The 19,647-nt window shown below is 36.0% G+C and carries 16 protein-coding genes; 5 read left to right on the forward strand and 11 right to left on the reverse strand.

Annotation, left to right across the window (positions count from 1 at the left end; genetic code table 11):
• Positions 1–98: 98 nt before the first annotated feature.
• From EG344_RS18805 to EG344_RS18825, 5 genes are all read right to left on the reverse strand, one after another.
• Positions 99–1,136 (reverse strand): serine hydrolase domain-containing protein, encoded by a 1,038-nt coding sequence (locus tag EG344_RS18805; RefSeq protein WP_123910900.1) that lies wholly within the window; start codon positions 1,134–1,136, stop codon positions 99–101.
• A gap of 4 nt (positions 1,137–1,140) precedes the next feature.
• Positions 1,141–2,037, reverse strand: a complete 897-nt coding sequence (bla, locus tag EG344_RS18810) for a class A beta-lactamase (protein ID WP_123910901.1) — start codon at positions 2,035–2,037, stop codon at positions 1,141–1,143.
• Positions 2,038–2,230: 193 nt separating this feature from the next.
• Positions 2,231–2,419: a hypothetical protein gene (locus EG344_RS18815; protein WP_123910902.1), complete on the reverse strand. Its 189-nt coding sequence runs from the start codon at positions 2,417–2,419 to the stop codon at positions 2,231–2,233.
• A 484-nt stretch (positions 2,420–2,903) separates the two neighbouring features.
• Positions 2,904–4,370, reverse strand: a complete 1,467-nt coding sequence (locus tag EG344_RS18820; RefSeq protein ID WP_123910903.1) for a RagB/SusD family nutrient uptake outer membrane protein — start codon at positions 4,368–4,370, stop codon at positions 2,904–2,906.
• An 8-nt stretch (positions 4,371–4,378) separates the two neighbouring features.
• Positions 4,379–7,333, reverse strand: coding sequence for a SusC/RagA family TonB-linked outer membrane protein (locus EG344_RS18825; RefSeq protein WP_123910904.1), 2,955 nt, complete (start codon positions 7,331–7,333; stop codon positions 4,379–4,381).
• An 885-nt stretch (positions 7,334–8,218) separates the two neighbouring features.
• Here EG344_RS18825 and EG344_RS18830 point away from each other — a divergent pair.
• The 3 genes from EG344_RS18830 (at position 8,219) to EG344_RS18840 (ending at position 11,416) form a co-directional block, all read left to right on the forward strand.
• The gene (locus tag EG344_RS18830) at positions 8,219–9,724 is read left to right on the forward strand and encodes an adenosine kinase (protein ID WP_228412766.1); all 1,506 of its coding nucleotides are present in this window, start codon (positions 8,219–8,221) and stop codon (positions 9,722–9,724) included.
• A 470-nt stretch (positions 9,725–10,194) separates the two neighbouring features.
• On the forward strand, positions 10,195–11,031 hold the full coding sequence (locus tag EG344_RS18835) for a sulfite exporter TauE/SafE family protein (protein WP_123910906.1): 837 nt from the start codon (positions 10,195–10,197) through the stop codon (positions 11,029–11,031).
• A gap of 4 nt (positions 11,032–11,035) precedes the next feature.
• A complete protein-coding gene (locus EG344_RS18840) occupies positions 11,036–11,416 on the forward strand; it encodes a DUF1634 domain-containing protein (RefSeq protein ID WP_123910907.1) in 381 nt (126 codons plus the stop codon).
• Positions 11,417–11,562: 146 nt separating this feature from the next.
• Here the strand turns inward: EG344_RS18840 and EG344_RS18845 are convergent, their stop codons facing one another.
• Genes EG344_RS18845 through EG344_RS18855 form a run of 3 tightly spaced genes read right to left on the reverse strand, consistent with a single transcriptional unit; the run spans position 11,563 to position 14,087 of the window.
• A complete protein-coding gene (locus tag EG344_RS18845) occupies positions 11,563–12,117 on the reverse strand; it encodes a cysteine hydrolase family protein (RefSeq protein ID WP_123910908.1) in 555 nt (184 codons plus the stop codon).
• A 10-nt stretch (positions 12,118–12,127) separates the two neighbouring features.
• Positions 12,128–13,414 carry an MFS transporter gene (locus EG344_RS18850; RefSeq protein WP_123910909.1) on the reverse strand — a complete coding sequence of 429 codons (1,287 nt, stop codon included), beginning with the start codon at positions 13,412–13,414 and terminating at the stop codon, positions 12,128–12,130.
• Positions 13,415–13,472: 58 nt separating this feature from the next.
• On the reverse strand, positions 13,473–14,087 hold the full coding sequence (locus tag EG344_RS18855) for a TetR/AcrR family transcriptional regulator (protein ID WP_123910910.1): 615 nt from the start codon (positions 14,085–14,087) through the stop codon (positions 13,473–13,475).
• A 212-nt stretch (positions 14,088–14,299) separates the two neighbouring features.
• Between EG344_RS18855 and EG344_RS18860 the strand changes: the two genes are divergently transcribed.
• Positions 14,300–15,235 carry an NAD-dependent epimerase/dehydratase family protein gene (locus EG344_RS18860; protein ID WP_123910911.1) on the forward strand — a complete coding sequence of 312 codons (936 nt, stop codon included), beginning with the start codon at positions 14,300–14,302 and terminating at the stop codon, positions 15,233–15,235.
• Positions 15,236–15,607: 372 nt separating this feature from the next.
• On the forward strand, positions 15,608–16,519 hold the full coding sequence (locus tag EG344_RS18865; RefSeq protein ID WP_123856723.1) for a helix-turn-helix domain-containing protein: 912 nt from the start codon (positions 15,608–15,610) through the stop codon (positions 16,517–16,519).
• Between the two features lie 152 nt (positions 16,520–16,671).
• Here the strand turns inward: EG344_RS18865 and EG344_RS18870 are convergent, their stop codons facing one another.
• From EG344_RS18870 to EG344_RS18880, 3 genes are read right to left on the reverse strand one after another with little or no spacing between them, the layout of a single operon-like run.
• A complete protein-coding gene (locus tag EG344_RS18870; protein WP_123910913.1) occupies positions 16,672–17,793 on the reverse strand; it encodes an ABC transporter permease in 1,122 nt (373 codons plus the stop codon).
• Positions 17,793–18,896 carry an ABC transporter permease gene (locus tag EG344_RS18875; protein WP_123910914.1) on the reverse strand — a complete coding sequence of 368 codons (1,104 nt, stop codon included), beginning with the start codon at positions 18,894–18,896 and terminating at the stop codon, positions 17,793–17,795. The genes EG344_RS18870 and EG344_RS18875 overlap by 1 nt, the downstream gene beginning before the upstream one ends.
• A gap of 1 nt (position 18,897) precedes the next feature.
• Entirely contained in the window at positions 18,898–19,641 is a 744-nt protein-coding gene (locus EG344_RS18880) for an ABC transporter ATP-binding protein (RefSeq protein ID WP_123910915.1), read from the reverse strand.
• Between the last annotated feature and the right edge of the window lie 6 nt (positions 19,642–19,647).

The following is a 19,647-nucleotide window of genomic DNA, read 5'->3' on the forward strand; positions in this document are numbered from 1 at the left end:
TCTTCATCCAGACTCCAAAATATTTAAGAGGATAAATAAAAGGCAGCTTTTATTTTTGATGCTGCCTTTTATAATGTGTCTGTGCTATTTTCAAATGCTTATTTTGAAGGAATGCTTTTTAGTACAGCATTTTTAATAGCGGCTTCCTTAAAACTCCAATGTTCACTGTTTTGAGGCATTTGGTTTTCAAGAATAACCAGACTTGTATCTGTAGACGGAAAGTATACATTCAGACATGTAAAGCCATCACCAAGTCCCGTCACTGCATAATAATTAAGCCCAGCCTCTTTGATGAACCTGATATTATAGCCAAATCCCATACTTTCTTTTCCAAAAACATTATGTTGAGAAGAAGTAGAAGGAGTGAGGATCAGTTTTTGAAATTTTGGGGAAAGAAGTTTTCCTTTAAATAATGCCTGATCCCATTTTGCAAGATCCTCTACAGTAGAAACAATTCCTGCTGCGGGAGCAATTTCATCATTTAAAAATGATTTTTCTACTTTTTCAAATTGATTATTTTCACTTCTATAGCCAGGAACCAAGGCCTGATTGTTTTTACTGTTATACACAAACGTTTTGTCCATCTTCAGCTTTTTGAAAAGAGAGTTTGCTTGTTCTGTAAAGCTTTTTCCGGTGGTGTTTTGAAGAATTTCTCCAAGAAGCATATAAGATAGATTCCCATATTTAAACTGTGATCCGGCTTTAAATGCAGTTGGTTTTTCCCTGTCTATAATACCATGAGTATGATTCAAAAGATGGTGTATCGTGACGGTATCTGCCCAGGATTGTGTAAGGGTTGGAAGATATTTTTTTATGGGAGTCTGAAGATCAAGCTTTCCCTGTTCAGCAGCTTGCAAAATCAGAACAGCAGTGACTTGTTTTGAATTTGACATGATTTCAAACTGGTCATCAACCTTTAAAGCAATTTTTTTTTCGAAATCTTTATATCCATGGGCCTTCAAATATTTTGTTTTACCATTTTGAGAAACCAAAGCCACTCCATTGAATTTCAATGGAGCAGAAGTCGTCATGATACTGTCAATTTTTTTTGAATAGGAAGTTGTTTTCTGTGCCTTTGCATTAACAGACAGCAGTACGGAAACCGCAAGAGTGATAAATAATTTTGTCTTGGTCATGGATTTATTTTTTGTAGTGATTATAGGCTGCTTTGGCAATATCGGCAATAATCGCCTCTGAGTTTTCAAATGTCTCATAAGTATCATGTACAAGAACAGCAATATATATTCTCTTTTTATCTGAGAGTTCAATAATTCCATAATCATTAACGGCACCTGTCATTCCTGCTTTATTGGTGAATGAGGTTCCGGTGCGGTGGGCTACTTTAACATCCTTGGGTAACTTCCCTTTAAGCCTTTTGGCTCCTGTCGCATTATTCAGCATGGCTGTATACAGCCATTTTGTATGTTCTTTATTTAATATTTTCCCGGTGTAGAATTGTTCCAGAAGTTGGGTAGCTTCGTTAGGAGTGATGGTATTGATGAATTGGGAATCCCAGTCCTTATGCATACCTTCTTCATCATTTTTGATGACAATATTCTTGCTGTTAATGAATTGCTGAACATAATCAGGACCTCCGATTAGTCTTAGCAGAATATCTGTCAAATTATTATCGCTGTAGACCACCATCCATTGTATGCAGTCTTCCAGACTAAGCTCTATATTTCCGTCCGGATATTTGTCTTTAAATGGACTATAAGTATCCTCCAAAAGCTCTTCTTTTTTGATGTAAATTTTCTGTTGTAAAGAAAGTTCACCTTTTTCCACTTTATGAAGAACAGCTAAAGCTACAGGAAATTTGAAGGTGCTTAGCATGGGAAGTGGCTTATTGCCATTGATTTGGATTACTTCCTTTTTTGGGGTTCCTGCTGTGACAATAGAAACTCCTACGTCCGCTTTTTTATGGGCAAGAATGGTTTCAATTGCTTTTTTTAATTCAGAATTTGTATGGTTCTGTGAAAAAAGCGGAAGACTTAACAATACGATAAACAGAGTAGGAATAATTTTTTTTAATTTCATTAGATGGTGTTTATTTGAATGGGTCTTTGATTCCCAAATATATGTATTTCCTGTATCTCTTTCTCCGTTTGATATCAATATTTTTATTCATCAGAAATCCCTTTAAAAAGGGGAACCTAAAATGAATGTAACAGTAATTCCGGAATAGTAATTCTGAGATTTTTTATTTTGATACTCCTGTTGTATTAAAAAATTACCACTGACCACCATTTTTGGGAGGCGGATCTGTTTTGCTGCACTGATTTGGGGTGTTTGTTCTCCATTGATCTTTATCTTTGGGAGGCGGATCTGTTTGTAAAATATTTCTCAATTCATTTATGGTATAGGAATGAAAAGAAGTAAATACCATTGCAATGGCTATTGATGTCAAAAGTTGTTTCATTGTTTTTATTTTAAATTTATTAAAATATTCATTCCTGTTTACATAATTTTTAGAGATATTAGCCGTTACCTTGATAAGGATGATGATTGAAACCATAAATCCATTAAACAAATGTTTATATTTTTATGATATAAGATTTATCATAATTACAGTCAGAGATCAGAGGTGTCAAAGATCTTGTCATGGAAAATAAGCAGCAAAAAGATAGAGTGATTGAACCCAAAAGTATAAGAAATTAGCAAAAATAAATAAGAAGAAAAGATTTATTTCTATTGATTATCAACTTGTATGAATAGCATCGTTAACATTAATGGTGCTATTTTTTTGTTTTTAAATCAGTGTAAATTTTCGAACACTCTTATAATTTTAATCTCTTGTCTAAGAGATCTGTTTATAGGGTATTATAGAGCTTTATAATAAAAAGACACCATTGACTGAAAATGGTGTCTTACTTGAAATATATTAAAATTGTTTTGTTCCTTATCTAGTCATTTTGTTTGATTTGAGGGTTATTATTAATCTCTTTATTCGGGATTTGGAATTTAAATTTATCCGGTGTGAGGTTAAACCTTCCAAAAGTATGGTTGGTTCCTGTGTATATTCTTTCTAAAGGAGTATTCAATCTCTTCATATCAAACCAGGCGTAGCCTTCACCCCAAAGTTCAATTCTTTTTTGAAGGATAATTTCATTAATCAGATCGGCTCCTGTTTTGGTAGACAGCGTATAGGCTTTGTCTCTTTTGGATGCAATTTCAAATAATACTTGCTTTGCTTCCGCTTCTCTTCCTTGCCTTGCAAGAGCTTCCGCCTCAATATAATATAAAGAAGAGGCTCTGATGTAGATATAATCACCTTCAAACATGCTTGGATCTTTAAATTTCCAGCTTACATAGGCAGGATAGTTTTTAGTCTTTCCGTTAAAGGTATACTTGGCAGGCTGGCTTCCATTAAATACTTTTTTACGGTAATCAGTATCCGGAATAGCATCGTACAAACGTTTGTCAATAAGTTTATAAATCTGGGCAGCTCCTGCATATCCTTCATTGGTATTATCAAACATAGAGAAGAAAGAAGCATAATAATTTCCGATACTCATGGTAGAAATTGTATTATGGAATCCCCAGATCACCTCAGGATTGCTGATATTGGAAAACCCGGTAGTAGTATAATCGTTTTCTGTCATCAGGGCAATCCCTTGTTTACCATCTGCGGCATATTTTACGGCTTTGGCGTAATCTCCAATTTGTAGGAATATATCGGCAGCAATAGCTTTAGCTGTTCTCTGATCAATCTGGGCTCTGGATGGACGGGCAAAGCTCTCCAAAAGAACAATAGATTCTTCAATATCCTGACCAATCTGTGAATATACTTGTTCTACCGTTGATCTTGGACGTCCCTGGCTGGGATTATCCGTAGTAAGTACCAATGGAAGCCCCGGATCAGACTGATGCCCTTTATAATCATTGGCATAAAAACGGATCAGATGAAAGTAAGAATAAGCTCTTAAAGCAAGCAGTTGTCCTTTAATCGCTTGATTTTTAGGACTTGTATCTGCTTTTAAATCACTAAGAAGTTTATTGATAATGAATATTCTTGCATAAAAAGTGGTCCATACAATTTCTGAAGCCAAATTACTGGCATTGGTAGCTTCATAATTATAAAACATTCCCAAATGCTGATTTTTTGCCTGTATCACATCATTTGACATTAAATCTGCACCGGCTTTTATTCCCATGATTCCGAAGTCTGAGTGAGATCCAATGTTTCCTCCTGCACCATTACTGCGAAGGTCAAGATAGATTCCGCCAAGGATCTTTTCAGGCTTTGACTGATCCTCATTCAGTTGCTCACCGGAAATATCGCCCTCCGGTAAAGTATTGAGATCATTAGCACAGCCCGTCGTAATGAAAGTTACGGCTAAAGCTGATATAAAGTATTTTATTGTTTTCATAATTTCTTTTAAAATGTTAGTTTAAAACCTAGTGAAACACTGGATAATAAAGAGTATTTGTAAGCATCGGAAACTCCTGTTAATGAGGCTCTCGGATCATATCCTTTTCTCTTGGACCATAGATACAGGTTGTTTCCGGTAGCATAGATTTTTAATGCTGATAACCCGATCTGCTTTGTAAAATCATCAGATAACTGGTATGATAATGTTACATCCTGAAGACTGATATAATCAGACTTAACCAGGTACAACGTAGAATGTCCGTTCTGGTTGGTAGAAGTAAGGTCTACACGTGGCAGGGCTGCCGTCGGGTTTTCCGAAGTCCATGTTTTATCAAGATCAGTAGTGTAGTTAGAGCCGTAAGTGTCAGAATGGAATAAAGATCTGTAAATGTCATCATATCCGTATCCGCCAAACTGATAAGCGAAATTAACAGAAAGATTTACCCTTTTATAGGTAATATCCGTTCCAAATCCACCATTTACCTTTGGAATTGCTGATTTTCCGGTATTGTAGTCACTGGCTTCCTTATAATTATTGGTAACCGTTTTTTCTACCTGCTGAGTGGTTGGGTTTATGGTGTTTTTATACCATAATGCATCTCCGTTTTCAGGGTTTACTCCGGCAAATTCTTTTAAATAATAGGTATACCGGTCACCACCCTCCGCAAGAACAAACAATCCTGAAACCAGACCTGTAGCTCTTTGCTGTTCCGGTAACTTGGTGATCTTGTTTTTATAATGAGTGGCGTTAGCATAAAAATTCCACTGAAGATCTTCTGTTCGGAGAATATCTACACTGATATTGGCCTGTATCCCTTTGTTGTACATGTCTCCAATATTTCCATACTTCACATACGAACCTGAGTTGGATATTGCTAAAGGAAGCGTATAGATCATATCAGATACCTTTCTCTCAAAGTAATCAGCATTTAGATTTATTCTATTGTCGAGTAGAGAGAGCTCAAAACCAGCATTCAGGTTTTTGGAAGTTTCCCATTTTAAGTCCCTGTTTCCTTGTTTTTTTAAAGTAAGTACAGGTTTTCCATCTCCAAAATCATTAATTCCATAGATGTCCTGATAAGCATAATAATCTCTGGTAGTGCTGTTCAGAAGGATATTGTCATTTCCCTGTTGTCCATAAGAGACTTTTAGTTTCAATGCATTAATCACCTTGTTGTCTTTAAGGAAGTCTTCTTTGGCCACATTCCATGCGGCTCCTAATCCATAAAATGTCCCCCATCTGCTTTCCGGAGCGAAGACTGAAGAACCGTCTCTACGTACATTTGCATTAAAAAAATATTTACCATCATAGTTATATAATAATCTGGAGAAATAACCTTCTACCGCATATTCATAACCGTTTCCAGACAGATCTGTGATTTTTACGGCATTATCAAAAGCCCATGATTCAGGTAATAAAAGTTGTTGTTTCGTTCCGGAAAACCCTTCGTTCTTTGTTTTATTCAATTCATGACCCACAAGAATATTGAAGTTATGTTTATCGAATTTCTTTTGATAGGTAAGCAATTGCTGATGATTGAGGGTATAGTTGAATATAGATTCCTGAGAAATATTACCCCCTACAGAGGAAGAAGTTCCTCCAAATGTATTTCCAAACTGAAGGTTTCTCAAATTTTCAAGATAAGCCCCAAAACTGTAAGTGAAATCCAGGCCTTTGATGATTTCATAGTTCAATCCCAGATTGATATTGCTGATATTGCTGACTCTTTGAGATTTATCCTGCTGAAGATTTCCTACCGGATTTTCAAAAACAGCATAAGATCTTGTAGCACCGTTTGGCCCCTGTCCGTCTCCATAATCATACAAAGCATTTCCGTGGTTGTCATACAGTTGCTGGTAATTATCATTTCTAAGAAAAACCGGGTAGAAAGGAGCTATATTTCTCGCAAACTGGAACGGATTGGAAAATCCACCCGTTTCTCCGAAATTCTGCTTGCTGTAAGTATAAGAAAGCGCAGTGGTTAATCTTAACTTTGGGGTGATAGAGTAGTCTACGTTGGATCTTATCCCAAACCTTTCAAAACCAGAAGAAATAAGATATCCCTTATCGTCCAGATAGTTTAAAGACGTATATGATTTTACCTGGTCACCGCTGGCATTGATTCCAACTGTAGCTTCCCTTCTTAAAGCAGGTCTGAAAAGAAGTTTTTTCCAGTTATCCTGATATAGCAGCTTCGCATTTTGGTTAAAAGAACCGTCCGGAGCAATCAGTTGACTAAACGGTACATTGTAAGCATTATATCCAAGCCCGTTCAATCCTGAAAGTCCTGCAGCATGGGGAGTAGTGGTGGAGGGAACAGCACCCGGCTGCTTCTGTCTTGCAATTTCTCCGATTCTTCCCCTGTTATAGTACGCTGTATAATAGTCCTGCGGTGAAGTGTAGACCGAATAATCCTCAATAGATCTGAAGTTAACCCCGGTCTTTACATCAAGATCCACACTTAGTTTCTTGTTTTTACCTCTTTTAGTATTTACGATAATAACTCCATTGGCTCCTCTGGAACCATATAAGGCGTTGGAAGACGCATCTTCCAGAAAAGAAATACTCTCAATATCAGCTGAAGAAATACTGTTCAGGTCGCCACTGTAAGGAATTCCGTCCAATACAATTAAAGGATCACTGGAAGCATTAATAGAACCAATTCCTCTCATTCTTATCGTAGGTTGGGAACCGGGTTGCCCGGAAGAGATTACTTGTACCCCTGCTACTTTACCTCCAATTCCCTGAAGAACATTTCCATTTTGAAGATTACCAAGATCTTTAGCCTTTAATGACTGTACAGATCCTGTAATTTCTTCTTTTTTTTGCTTTCCGAAGGCTACCACCACCACTTCTTTGATGGCAGTCTCCTGTGAAAGGCTGTCTTTTTTTTGGGCAAAGCCATATTCTGCGAATAAGAGCACGGCCAATACACCAAGTTTGCATTGTTTTTTTCTCATTATATTAATCTTAGGTTTTAAAAAATTGAATATTTGTAGTACGTTTTATCTTCCCGATTAGGAAAAAATAAATCCCTGCCTCCCTTTGGTAAGGAGGTGTCAGAAAGAAAATGTTAAAATAGAGGAGGAGTACCCGGATTACATAGGCCTTGAGCTTATCGGGCTTTAATTCCTACAATAATGTGCCTATTTCTTTGGGGATCTATAGCATCATCATTTTACACATCATAGATTCAAAGCACATATTCTTAGAAGTGATAGTATGCTGTGAAAAGCTCTGCATTGTACAACCTGTATGTTGAACAGTAACGGCAGACATGATTGTGTATAGGTAAGAATTAAAGTCATTCTTATTCATGAGAATAGAGTTTTATTTTTTTAACTGGGTCAAAATTATTTAATAATTCATAAAACTTTGTTAAAAAGTGATATGAGAAAAATCATATTAGTCTACTAATCTAGTGGGGTAATTGAAAAAATAAACTTTGAATAATTGTTTTTATAATGTAAATGACTGTAAAACAATGTATTATTATTTTGGTTGTTGAGTTTTAGGATTTTAAAAAAAAAATCATTTTAAGAGATGAATAAAATTTAATACTATAAGTCTATTGTTTTTGTAGACTTTTTATGTACTTTGCGTCCCATTTCTTTTTAGGGAGCTTTATCCCGCTATCCACTCATACTCCTCACGCCGAGGCTAAGACATAGCATGTTGCGGGGTAACCGTTTCTATCGGGGCTAGGAAAGGATAATGAAAAATGTGTCGTTAAAAGGTTTATCATTTGTTTTTTTTCAGATTGAAATTCTTTTACCAAAAAAATAATTATATTTTTGAATACTGTATTGGCAAAGTATTTTTGTCAGTAACAGGTTACTATTATTATGAGAAAATACCTTACCTATATATTAATGTTGGGATTTCCTCTGTTGGGAGCCCAAACTAAAGTGGTTGAAAAATCCACTTATCAGGAAAAATGGACGTTGCTGGATACAGAAAATGCAGCAATGGCCTTTGATGCAGATGTAAAATTATCTGATGCCGAGATCGCTTTGGATAAAAAATTATTCCAGATCAGGAAGCAGTTCCTTGCCGAAACAGAAAAACAGCATATTCCTTTATACAACCGCTCTTTTAATGAAATAAAACCATTAATAGAGTCCAGTGAGCTGTTTAAAGTTATTCAGACAATGCCTAAAGGAGGATTGCTACACACCCATAGTGGTGGTTTGGCCAATGCTGATTGGTTGATAGCAACAGCGAGAAAATATAAAGAATGCTATGTATATGAGCAAAAAGACAATGATAAATTTATTTTCGGTCAGTTGGGGTTCTTTGAAAACGGAAAAGTTCCCAATGGATTTGTTAACCTCGATCAAAAGCTAAATTCAAATCCAGGTTTTGAAAAGGAATTGTATGATCTTCTCCTTTTAAAGAGGGATAATCTTTGCTCTTATACAGATTATTGGATTGAGTTTGAAAAACGTTTCCAACGCATCAACTTGTTATTGCCTTATCGTCCCTTCTTTAAAGAATATTATCTGAAAGGTTTCCAAGACCTTGCAAAAGATAAAGTGCAGCATGTTGAAATAAGATATGTATTTGATGAATTGTATGATTTTGAGCACGGAAAATATCCATTGGAAAAATCCATTACAGATTTACAGGATATTGTAAAGCAAATGCATCAGTCGAACCCTCAGTTCAGTCTGAAGTTGATCTATTCAAGTTTTAAATTTTTAGATTCCGACAGTATTGAAAAACAACTTGAAATCGCATTTAAATTAAAGAAGCAATTTCCGGACATGATTTCCGGCTTTGACCTTGTTGCTGATGAAGCAGCGGGCAACAGCATTAATTTCTACCAGAAAAACTGGACAAAATTAAACGAAATCACAAAAAAAATAGGAATAGAAATGCCTCTGTTCCTTCATGCAGGGGAAAGCACTTCCATTTTCAATAAAAATATACTGGATATTACTTTATTGAACAACCAGAGAATTGGGCATGGTCTTAATCTGATCTACTTCCCGAAATCTATGGAGCTAATTAAAAAACAGAATAAATTAGTGGAAGTAAGTCCGATCAGTAACCAAATCCTTGGATATGTAAGTGATATGAGAAATCATCCGGCAAGAGTTTTACTGAGCAATGGAGTACAATGTTCTATTAATAGCGATGACCCTGCCGTATATGGCTATGAAGGATTAAGTTATGATTTTTGGATGGCCTATGTATATTGGGAATTGGATGTAAAAGCTTTGAAAAAACTGGTTTTCAATTCTATTAATTACTCTTCTTTGAATAAAAATGAGAAAGAGCAAGCGGTAGAAGCCCTGAATACCCAATGGAATGATTTTGTTCAGAAAGCGAATCAGGAGTTGAATTAATAAGCAGTTTTGTAAATATAGCATAGCACCATTTTCGAATGGTGCTATTTGTTTTCTTATGTTTAAACAGTATATTTTGTTAAGCTGTTTGATTTTCAGGGATTAGGAATCAAATAAAAATCGCAATCAAAAAAAAACAGTAATTTGATTCTAATCAAACTCTAATCTCCCTCTAATATTGGGATCATAACTTTGTGATGTTAAAATTAAAACCTTGAAAAAACTGATTTTTACTCAGTTGAATCCACAAAAAGGCTCAGTACCTTTTTCAATAATGATTGCTGACGGTTTTATGATCTGTATAGTTCTATCATTTACAATACTTTCTATCATATTTCATTATGCTTTAAGGAAAGAAAAAATAATTATTCATATTAGTTGATTTAAGTTTAGCAATAGCTATTTGATGACTAGGTTGCTAAAAATTTGTATATTGATTATAAGTTAGTTGAAATATATTTTAAAAAATTATGACAGTACTAGTATTTACTATTTGTGTATTATTAGGTTCGGTAGCAGCAGGAATTATCGGTTCCTTATCGGGTTTAGGCGGTGGAATTGTAGTTATTCCTTTATTATCGATAGTATTAGGTGTTGATATCCATTACGCCATTGGTGCCGCATTGGTTTCTGTAATTGCTACTTCATCAGGATCTGCTGCAGCCTACGTGAAAGAAGGAATTGCCAATATGCGTTTAGGAATGTTTCTGGAAATTGCAACCACTGCAGGAGCGGTTGCCGGAGCACTTATTTCCAGTGCTGCGCCAAGTTCTTTTATTGCCATACTATTTGGTCTTGCACTTATTTTTTCAGCTGGAAACTCTTTGAGAAAAAAAGAAGAGCAAGTAGTGGAACAGTCCAGCCCGCTAGCAATCTCTTTAAAATTGCCTTCTGATTACCCCAATAATAGAGGAGAAAAAATTAATTATGGTACTAAGAATGTTGTAGGTGGATTTGGAATGATGGGGCTTGCAGGAATGTTATCAGGAATGCTCGGAATTGGATCAGGGGCATTCAAAGTAATTGCTATGGATACTATTATGAAGATTCCTTTTAAAGTTTCAACCACTACGAGCAACTTTATGATGGGAGTTACTGCCTTGGCAAGTTGTGTTATTTATATCCAAAAAGGCTATATAGTTCCTGATATCTGTTTGCCAGTGATGATTGGTGTTCTTTTAGGGGCGATTATCGGCTCCAAAATATTAATGTCAACAGATCCTAAAAAATTAAGAACCTTTTTTGCCGTTATCATCTTCTTTTTAGCGGCAAATATGATCTATAGTGGAATTAAAGGAAAAATTTAAAAGTATGGAAGTCACAGATAAAACAATTAGAAATCTTGTCGGAAATGTCTTGAAGTACGGTGTAAGATCCGTTTTATGTATCGGAATTATCGGGGGTGGGATTTTTCTTTCCAACCATGAGACTGAAAAGGTAGATTATTCTCATTTTACCGAAAAAGAGGAAAATATATTTAAAGTTATAGGCGATATTTTTTCAGGAGCTGTTAATCTTGATGGATCAAGTATTATCTATATTGGCATATTGGTCCTGTTTTGTACCCCGTTTTTAAGAGTAATACTATCTTTAATTAGTTTCGCGTTGGAAAAGGATAAATTATATGTAGGTATCACGACAGTTGTCATATTAATCATTTGTCTTAGTGTATATTTTGGTTTTGGACATTAGACTGAATAAAATAATAAATAAAGGCTCAACAGTTTCTTTCTGAATTAAATATCTAAAAAGTATTCAGATAGTAAGATGGCAAAAATCATCAACAACTTTTATACTCATACATAAAAAAACCTTGCAAAAGCAAGGTTTTTTGTTTTTTACAAAGTCCATTGCTGTAAAGAAACAACCTCCGCCTGTCTGGGAAATACCTTATTCATCAAAACCTGATGAACCTCCAGATCGCCATCTGCACAACAATCTTCTATGACCGTTAGCTTATAATCTTTGTCAGCAGCTTCTCTTAAAGTGGAGAGGACCACGCCGCTGGTTGATATTCCTGCCAGTACCAGATGTTCTATATCATGACTTCTGAGCACAACTTCCAGATCACTTCCTGCAAAAGCACTAAATCGTTTTTTAGTAATGACAACATCCAGTTCCTGGGGAGAAAGGTCAGGATGAATAGTCATCCACTTCTGCATATTAACGTTAGCCATCTGCTGTTTTATTGCTGAGAAAACTTTGTTGTTTTTACTTACTTCAGGCATTCCCTGTCGGAATCCTACAACGATATAGATAACAGGAATTTGGTTTTCATGCGCAGTTTTAATCGCCTGTGCCATATTAGAAATCAATACTGCTGTGTCAGGTAATGAGCTTAGAATTGATGACTGCATGTCCATAACCAGTAATGCTTTTTTTACTTTTTCCATTTTTAGAGTATTATGTTTTATTGATGAATAGTTCTTCAGATTCCTCCAGAAGTTGTTGATCCGGTGGGCTGTTTTTCTTCTTTTTAATTAAAATATTTCGAAATGCAAATGCGATAATCACTCCTGCAATTCCTTCGAAAAGTAGTGTTTTGGGAGCTCCTATTTTTTCAGAAATAATTCCAATCAGCAGGCTTCCTAGCGGCAGCATTCCAAATATCGCAGTCAGCAAAATACTGATCACTCGGGAACGCATTTCCGGTGCGGCCTCAGATTGTACAATGATATTACAGGTCGTAAACTGAGCAACACCGCCAAAACCGGTAACCGCTGCAAAGAACATGGAGAGCATGAAATTGGTGGTGTAGGAGAAGCCAATAAGTCCAACACTTAACACAAGAGTACTTCCAATTAATATTCTTCTCATTGAAACGGTTTCCTTTAAAGAAGCTAAAATAATGGTTCCCAATACCGCTCCTGCACCAATGAAGCTGGATATATAACCGAATGTCTGGGCATCCCCATTGAAAATTTCTTTGGCATAGACAGGAATAAGCGTATCATAAGGAAGAATAAATAATCCTGTAATGCTGAGCATGACGATAATCCAGCCGATAGAAGATTCTCTTTTAATATAGGTAAAACCCTCCACAAGTTCTTTAAGCACACCTTGTTTTGCTTTATTGGGAATAGGTGTTGTCTTCGGAATTTTCATCATTGAAATAGAAATCATGACGGCCGCAAAGCTTGCTGCATTTAAGATAAAACAAACTCCCGCTCCAAACTGATGTAAAATAATCCCTGATAACGCTGGTCCAAGTAGTTTTGCAAGACTAGCCATAGCAGCCGTTAAGGAAAGAGCACTTTGCAGATCTGCCGGATCATGTACCACTTCATTAATCAAAGATTGTCTTGCAGGGACATCATAAGCATTGATAATCCCAAGTAAGACACTTAATCCTAAGATAGGCCATACATTCTGATGGCCTGTCATCACCAACACAGCCAATAAAACTGATTGTATCAAGGAAGCAATCTGAGTGATCTGAATGATTTTATATCGGTTGTAACGGTCTGCGGCTACACCTCCAAGTGCAGAAAATAGAAAGGAAGGGAACTGTTCTGCAAAAATGGTCAGCCCCAGCATAAATGCAGAATGGGTCATACTGTAAACCACCCAAACCACCGCTGTACGCTGCATCCATGTACCAAACTGAGAGACAGAACGTCCAAAAAAATATAAAGTATAATTATTACTCTGAAAAGCTCTAAACGTACTGATATTACTTAATTTCTTCATATTTAAAATAAACTATTTGACATAAATTGTAAAAATGTCAAAATTGGGGTAAAAAATTTTATACGAGCCATTTAAAAGTCATAGCAGTCAAGACCTCTACGGTTGTATTTAATCCGTCAAAACTATTTTTTAAAAGCATTTCACGTTTAATTCCTCGAATGCTGCTCTGTAAAATAAAAATAATAGTATCCAGTTCCTCTGATGGTAAAGGACGGATTTCTTTTGTATGAAAACTTTTGGAAATGGCTTTTTCAAGAATAATCTTTTCTCCAGCCATCAAATGTTGGTGTACAACTTCCATGACCTGAGAGTGTCTTGATTTTTCTTCAGCATTCATTCCAGCCTCTACAGCTGTAAAAAAAGGAGTCTTGCTTTCAGATGTTTTAATCTTTGTCAGACAAAATGCCCTTATTTTTTCTTCCAGTGTTTCCTGTTGATCTACTGCATTTCCGATTTCGAAAATGACTTCTTTTACTAAAGAATTCAAGACAGCGTGGAAGACCTCTTCACGGTTTTTGAAATAATAATAAATAGAAGTTCTGCTTTTTCCGATGGCCTTGGAAATATCATCCATCGTTACTTTTTTGAATCCATACTTCAGGTAAAGTTCAGAGGCAGCTGTAAGTATCTGTTCTGAAAGTTGATCCTGTTCATTTTGTATGGATGAAAACATAAGTTTAGATTTTGCGATAACAAATTTAAAACATTTCTGACAAAAAAACAAATTTTGTCAAAATGTATAAATTAATTGAAAGCCAGAGAATTATTCAAAACAGAGATTCTGTTACAACTTTCCCTGATCCAGATACTCTAATATGTTACGCTTTTCTGAACTTTGTCCTACCAAACAACAGAGTATATTATTAATCAGAAAATTGAAACAATATGCAAACAATATTAGGAGCCAATGGACAGATTGGTGAAGAGCTGGCAAGAGAATTAAAAAGAAACTTTACTTCAGAGATTCGCATTGTCAGCAGAAATGCTAAAAAAGTAAATGATACCGATGAGGTATTTTCGGCGGACTTATCTATTCGTGAGAAGGCTATTGAAGCAGTAAAAGGAAGTGAGATCGCTTACTTTACACTAGGTCTTCCGATAAGTTCAGATCTTTGGGAAAAACAATTTCCATTAATTCTTCAAAATGTAATTGATGCCTGCAAGATTAACGGAACAAAGCTGGTGTTTTTTGATAATACCTATATGTATTCACAAGATGGCCGCGTTTTGAATGAAAATACAGTATTTGATCCAGTGGGAAGAAAAGGACGAGTAAGACGGAAAATGGCGGAAATGGTATTAAGAGAAATAGAATCCGGTGAGCTGGAAGCAGTAATCTGCCGCGCTCCTGAATTTTATGGGCCTGGAAAAACGCAGAGTATTACCAATACATTGGTTTTTAATAATATCAAAGAAGGAAAAAAGCTGAAAGTTCCATTGAGTACAAGTAAAAAAAGAAGTCTGATCTGGACACCAGATGCGAGCCGCGCAACAGCTTTAATTGGAAATACACCGGATGCATTTTGGCAAACCTGGCATTTACCAGTGGATAAAAGCCATCCAACCTATAACGAATTTATCAGAATAGCATCTGGGATTTATGGTAAAGATCTGAAGTATTCAGCTGTACCTAAGTTTATATTTAAGATTGGTTCTTTATTCAATAAACAAGTAAAGGAATTATTGGAGCTGCTTCCAAGATATGAACATGATAATATCTTTGATGATGCAAAGTTTAGAACACGATTTCCTGAATTTCAGGTGACTACTTATAAACAAGGGATCAGCCAGATTAAAAGTGAACAGTTTTCTGGAAAATAATAAAATAGTAACTTAGTGTGAGTTATACATTAATCTTATGATACCTGATAGTGGTTATGTCATTCTGAATGAAGCAACGCGTAATGAAGAATCTCAAAAATAATGTCTTAGAATGCACGGATAATGCAGATTTTTATGCATAATCATCTGTGAAAATCTGTCTTATCTGTGGGGAAAATCTACAGGATCTGCTCAATCAGCGAGAGGTAAGAAAAAAAAGGAATTTTTAATGGAGATAAACAAGATGAAGAATCTGGTATTAAATAGGGTAAGGTTTAGTAAAGTTAAAGTGTTTAGGTAAAGATGAGATTCCTCCTTCGTCGGAATGACAGAGTGTAGCCGATGTACAGAAGAAGTAAAAATAAAACAATTATGAAAACACCCATAAAAATTTCATCAATCAATGCAATGCATCAGGCCCTGGGATTGAAAAAACCATCAAATCCATTGATCAGTGTATTTAGTTTTAATGATGTGAAATTAAAATCAGAGACGATTCTCAATGCTGTAATAACAGATTTTTATGCTGTAGCGCTGAAAAAGGATTGTGCCGGTGGAAAATTTAAATATGGACAGCAGTATTATGATTTTGATGAAGGGATTATGTATTTTACCGCTCCACAACAGGTCTTACAATTTGAAGATGTTCTTCTGAATGAAGTGGAAGGTTTTGTATTGGTTGTACATCCTGATTTTCTTCAAAGCTATCCTCTGGCTTCAAAAATTAAGGACTATGGATTTTTCTCCTATACCGCCAATGAAGCTCTGTTTCTTGCTGAGAAAGAAGAAAAATCTATTATGGATATTATTGATAATATAAGCCAGGAGATTCATGCTAATATGGATTCTTTTACACAGGATCTGCTGGTATCGAACCTGGATTTGTTATTAAAATATTGTGATCGCTTTTATAACCGACAGTTTTTAACCCGTAAAAAAGTGAATAATGATCTGCTTTCAAAGCTGGAAACCCTTTTGGATGAATGTTTTAAAAATGATAAGCTGATCATTGATGGAATTCCTACGGTTCACTTTGTTGCGGAAAAACTGAATCTGAGTGCCAATTATCTCAGTGATATGCTTCGGGTGCAGACAGGGCAGACTACGCAACAACATATTCAAAATCGTTTGATTGAAAAAGCTAAAGAACTACTTTCCACAACGGAAATGTCGGTTTCAGAAATTGCTTATCAATTAGGATTTGAGCATCCACAGTCTTTTCACCGTTTATTTAAAAATCGTACCTCTTTTTCACCCTTGGAATTTAGAGCTTCGTTTAACTAAATTATTTGAACCCCAAAAGTAACAAAAGCTTTGTAATAATATCTTTTTATTTATAAAGAAGCGGTATCCATATGAAAAAATCCATGTGCCTATGTGGTTAAAATTTTATTAGACCGCATAGGCACATAGCCTTCTCGTAGATTATTTTTCTATTAGCTCGTTTTTCTATAATTCCAAATGGCAAAACTATTTAAAACTACAGCAAATAAAGCCAGATAACCGAGTTCTGTTCCTACATCTGCCAATCCAGATCCTTTCAGGACAATTAACCGGACAACTTTGATAAAATGGGTTACCGGAGTGAAATTGGAAACTGTGATTGCCCAGTCCGGCATACTGTCTATACTGGTGAAAAAACCACTCATCAGCATAAATACCATCATAAAGAAAAAGGCAATGAACATCGCCTGAAGCTGTGTGTCTGCAAACGTTGAAATCAACAGTCCGAAGCCAAGTAAAGCCACCAGGTAAACAGACGCAAAGAGGTAAAGTACCCATAAGCTGTCTTTTGGGAAAATACCATAAAACAGATACATCACAAGGAGCCCGAGGGTAAAGACTGTGATTCCCATTACCCAGAACGGAATGAGTTTGCCAAGGATAAATTGCCATTTCTGAATAGGGGTTACGTTGATTTGTTCAATTGTCCCGATCTCTTTTTCCTTTACAATATTTAAAGCTGTGATAAAGCCTCCGATCAATGTAAGTAATAATACCAGAATTCCCGGAACCATATAGTATTTGTATTCCGCTTTTGGATTGTACCAGTTAGAACTTATGACAGACAGTTTTGTGTTGGGGGCAATTTGACCGTTGGGTAATTTAATATTAATATCAAGATTCGTATTGAAATCTGCCAGAACCTGTAGCAGATAAGCTGCTCCCAGAGATGCTTTTGTTCCATTAATAGCATCTACCGATAGATTGACTTTCTGACTTCCTTCCCGAACAAGATTTCTTTCAAATCCAGAGGGAATTTCCAGCACCAGATCTGCATCTCCATATTCAATCAATTCCAGGCCTTCTTTGTAAGAATTGGGATGACCTGCCATCTTGAAATATCCTGATGAAGCTATTTTATGAGCCAGCTTTTGAGAATAGCTGCTGTGATCCTGGTCAACAAAGGCTACATTTACATTTTTTACCTCAAAATTGGCTGCCATAGGTAAAATAATAAGCTGCATAATGGGAGCAAAAAGCATCATAGACAAGATCGTTTTGTCCCTCAGAATCTGACGGAATTCTTTTTGTAATATAAAACGTAATATCTTCACTATAACCGGATTTTAAAGTTTCTTAATGCAAGTGTTAACAGGCCTGTTGCCATGACGGCAAGAATAAGTGTTTCTTTCCAGACGTATTTAAAGCCAAGCCCTTTCAGCATGACGGATTTAATGATACTGTAATAATATCTCGATGGTACAATATGGGAGATCCATTGAAAGACCTTCGGCATATTTTCCAGAGGAAACATAAAACCTGTCAATATCATGGTGGGCATCATCATACCCATCATTGAAATCAGCATAGCGGTTTGTTGTGATGCCGTGATATTTGAAATCAATAATCCCAGTGAAAGACAGGTGATAATGAACAGAATGCTTTCTGCGAAGATCAATACCAGACTGCCCCTTATTTCTATATGAAGAAAGAATACAGAAAGCAGTAAAATGATAATGAAATCGATGAGTGATAAGACCAAATAAGGAATTGCTTTTGCAATCAGCACCATGATGGGCTTGAAAGGAGAAACCAACAGGATTTCCATGGTTCCAAGTTCCTTTTCACGTACTACTGCTACAGAGGTTAATGCAGTACTGACAATCATAAAGATCAAGGCAATAACACCCGGAATAAAATTGAGAGAACCATTTTGTTCTTCATTATACAACTGTCGTATTTCAGGAACGATCTGATAAGATGGTTTTACCGTAGGATTGAGTTCCTGCTGGTAATTACCAATAATGGTATTCAGATAATTGGTCACAATGGTGGCATTATTAGGATCTGAAGCATCAGCAATAACCTGAATTTGTGCTCCTTCTGCTTTATACAGATCTGAACCGAAATTGGCAGGAAAGATAACAGCACATTTTATTTTACCTTCTCTGAAGCGTTTTTCGATATCTTTATAATGGAGTATAGGTTCTTTAATTTTAAAATAAGAACTGGATTCTATTTTAGAGATAATCTGCTCAGATTGTACATCCTGAGCATTATCCTGTATGGCAAGACCAATATTTTTCACCTCACTGCTCAATGCAAAACCGAAAAGAACGATCTGAGCAATGGGTAACCCAAAAAGGATCAGCAGGGTACGCCTGTCCCGGAATACATGATAAAATTCTTTGCGTATGAAAGCTAATAGTTGTTTCATCTTAATCTGATTTTCTTTTTGCTCCTCTTGCCAGTTGATAAAAAACATCATCCATAGTATCAGTATTGAACTGTTTTTTCAGACTAGAAGGACTGTCTAATGCTTCTACACGGCCATCCACCATTACACTGATGCGGTTACAATATTCTGCTTCATCCATATAGTGTGTCGTTACAAAAACAGTGATTCCATTTCCTGCAGCCTCATAGATCATATCCCAAAACTGCCGTCTGGTTACGGGATCAACACCTCCGGTGGGTTCATCTAAGAAAACAATTTTAGGACGATGGAAAATAGCAACTGAGAAAGCCAGTTTCTGCTTCCATCCCAAAGGCAGTTCACCGACTAATTTTTTGGCTTCTTTTTCAAGCCCCAGTGTAGTAATCAGTTCGTTACTGCGTGTTTTTATTTCCGGTCTTGAAACACCATATACACCGCCATAAAACTCAATGTTTTCCAATATGGTAAGATTATCATACAGGGAAAACTTCTGGCTCATATAGCCTATGTTTTTTTTAATCTGCTCCTGTTGTTTATACACATCATAGCCCGCCACGGAAGCTTCTCCTGAAGTAGGATAGGAAAGTCCGCAAAGAATTCGCATAGCAGTAGTTTTTCCAGCTCCGTTAGCTCCCAGAAACCCGAAAATTTCCCCCTGACTCACATCAAAGGTAATTTCGTCAACCGCATTGAAATCCCCAAATTTCTTGGTTAAATTTTTACAGACAATTGCTTTATTTTCCATCAGTTT

Source organism: Chryseobacterium sp. G0162 (genome assembly GCF_003815715.1).
Classification (GTDB): Bacteria; Bacteroidota; Bacteroidia; order Flavobacteriales; family Weeksellaceae; genus Chryseobacterium.

Excerpts from the sequence above, each read along its gene's own strand:
- EG344_RS18805 (WP_123910900.1), bottom strand. The coding sequence starts at position 1,136 with ATGACCAAGACAAAATTATTTATCACTCTTGCGGTTTCCGTACTGCTG.
- bla (WP_123910901.1), bottom strand. The coding sequence starts at position 2,037 with ATGAAATTAAAAAAAATTATTCCTACTCTGTTTATCGTATTGTTAAGT.
- EG344_RS18815 (WP_123910902.1), bottom strand. The coding sequence starts at position 2,419 with ATGAAACAACTTTTGACATCAATAGCCATTGCAATGGTATTTACTTCT.
- EG344_RS18820 (WP_123910903.1), bottom strand. The coding sequence starts at position 4,370 with ATGAAAACAATAAAATACTTTATATCAGCTTTAGCCGTAACTTTCATT.
- EG344_RS18825 (WP_123910904.1), bottom strand. The coding sequence starts at position 7,333 with ATGAGAAAAAAACAATGCAAACTTGGTGTATTGGCCGTGCTCTTATTC.
- EG344_RS18830 (WP_228412766.1), top strand. The coding sequence starts at position 8,219 with ATGAGAAAATACCTTACCTATATATTAATGTTGGGATTTCCTCTGTTG.
- EG344_RS18835 (WP_123910906.1), top strand. The coding sequence starts at position 10,195 with ATGACAGTACTAGTATTTACTATTTGTGTATTATTAGGTTCGGTAGCA.
- EG344_RS18840 (WP_123910907.1), top strand. The coding sequence starts at position 11,036 with ATGGAAGTCACAGATAAAACAATTAGAAATCTTGTCGGAAATGTCTTG.
- EG344_RS18845 (WP_123910908.1), bottom strand. The coding sequence starts at position 12,117 with ATGGAAAAAGTAAAAAAAGCATTACTGGTTATGGACATGCAGTCATCA.
- EG344_RS18850 (WP_123910909.1), bottom strand. The coding sequence starts at position 13,414 with ATGAAGAAATTAAGTAATATCAGTACGTTTAGAGCTTTTCAGAGTAAT.
- EG344_RS18855 (WP_123910910.1), bottom strand. The coding sequence starts at position 14,087 with ATGTTTTCATCCATACAAAATGAACAGGATCAACTTTCAGAACAGATA.
- EG344_RS18860 (WP_123910911.1), top strand. The coding sequence starts at position 14,300 with ATGCAAACAATATTAGGAGCCAATGGACAGATTGGTGAAGAGCTGGCA.
- EG344_RS18865 (WP_123856723.1), top strand. The coding sequence starts at position 15,608 with ATGAAAACACCCATAAAAATTTCATCAATCAATGCAATGCATCAGGCC.
- EG344_RS18875 (WP_123910914.1), bottom strand. The coding sequence starts at position 18,896 with ATGAAACAACTATTAGCTTTCATACGCAAAGAATTTTATCATGTATTC.
- EG344_RS18880 (WP_123910915.1), bottom strand. The coding sequence starts at position 19,641 with ATGGAAAATAAAGCAATTGTCTGTAAAAATTTAACCAAGAAATTTGGG.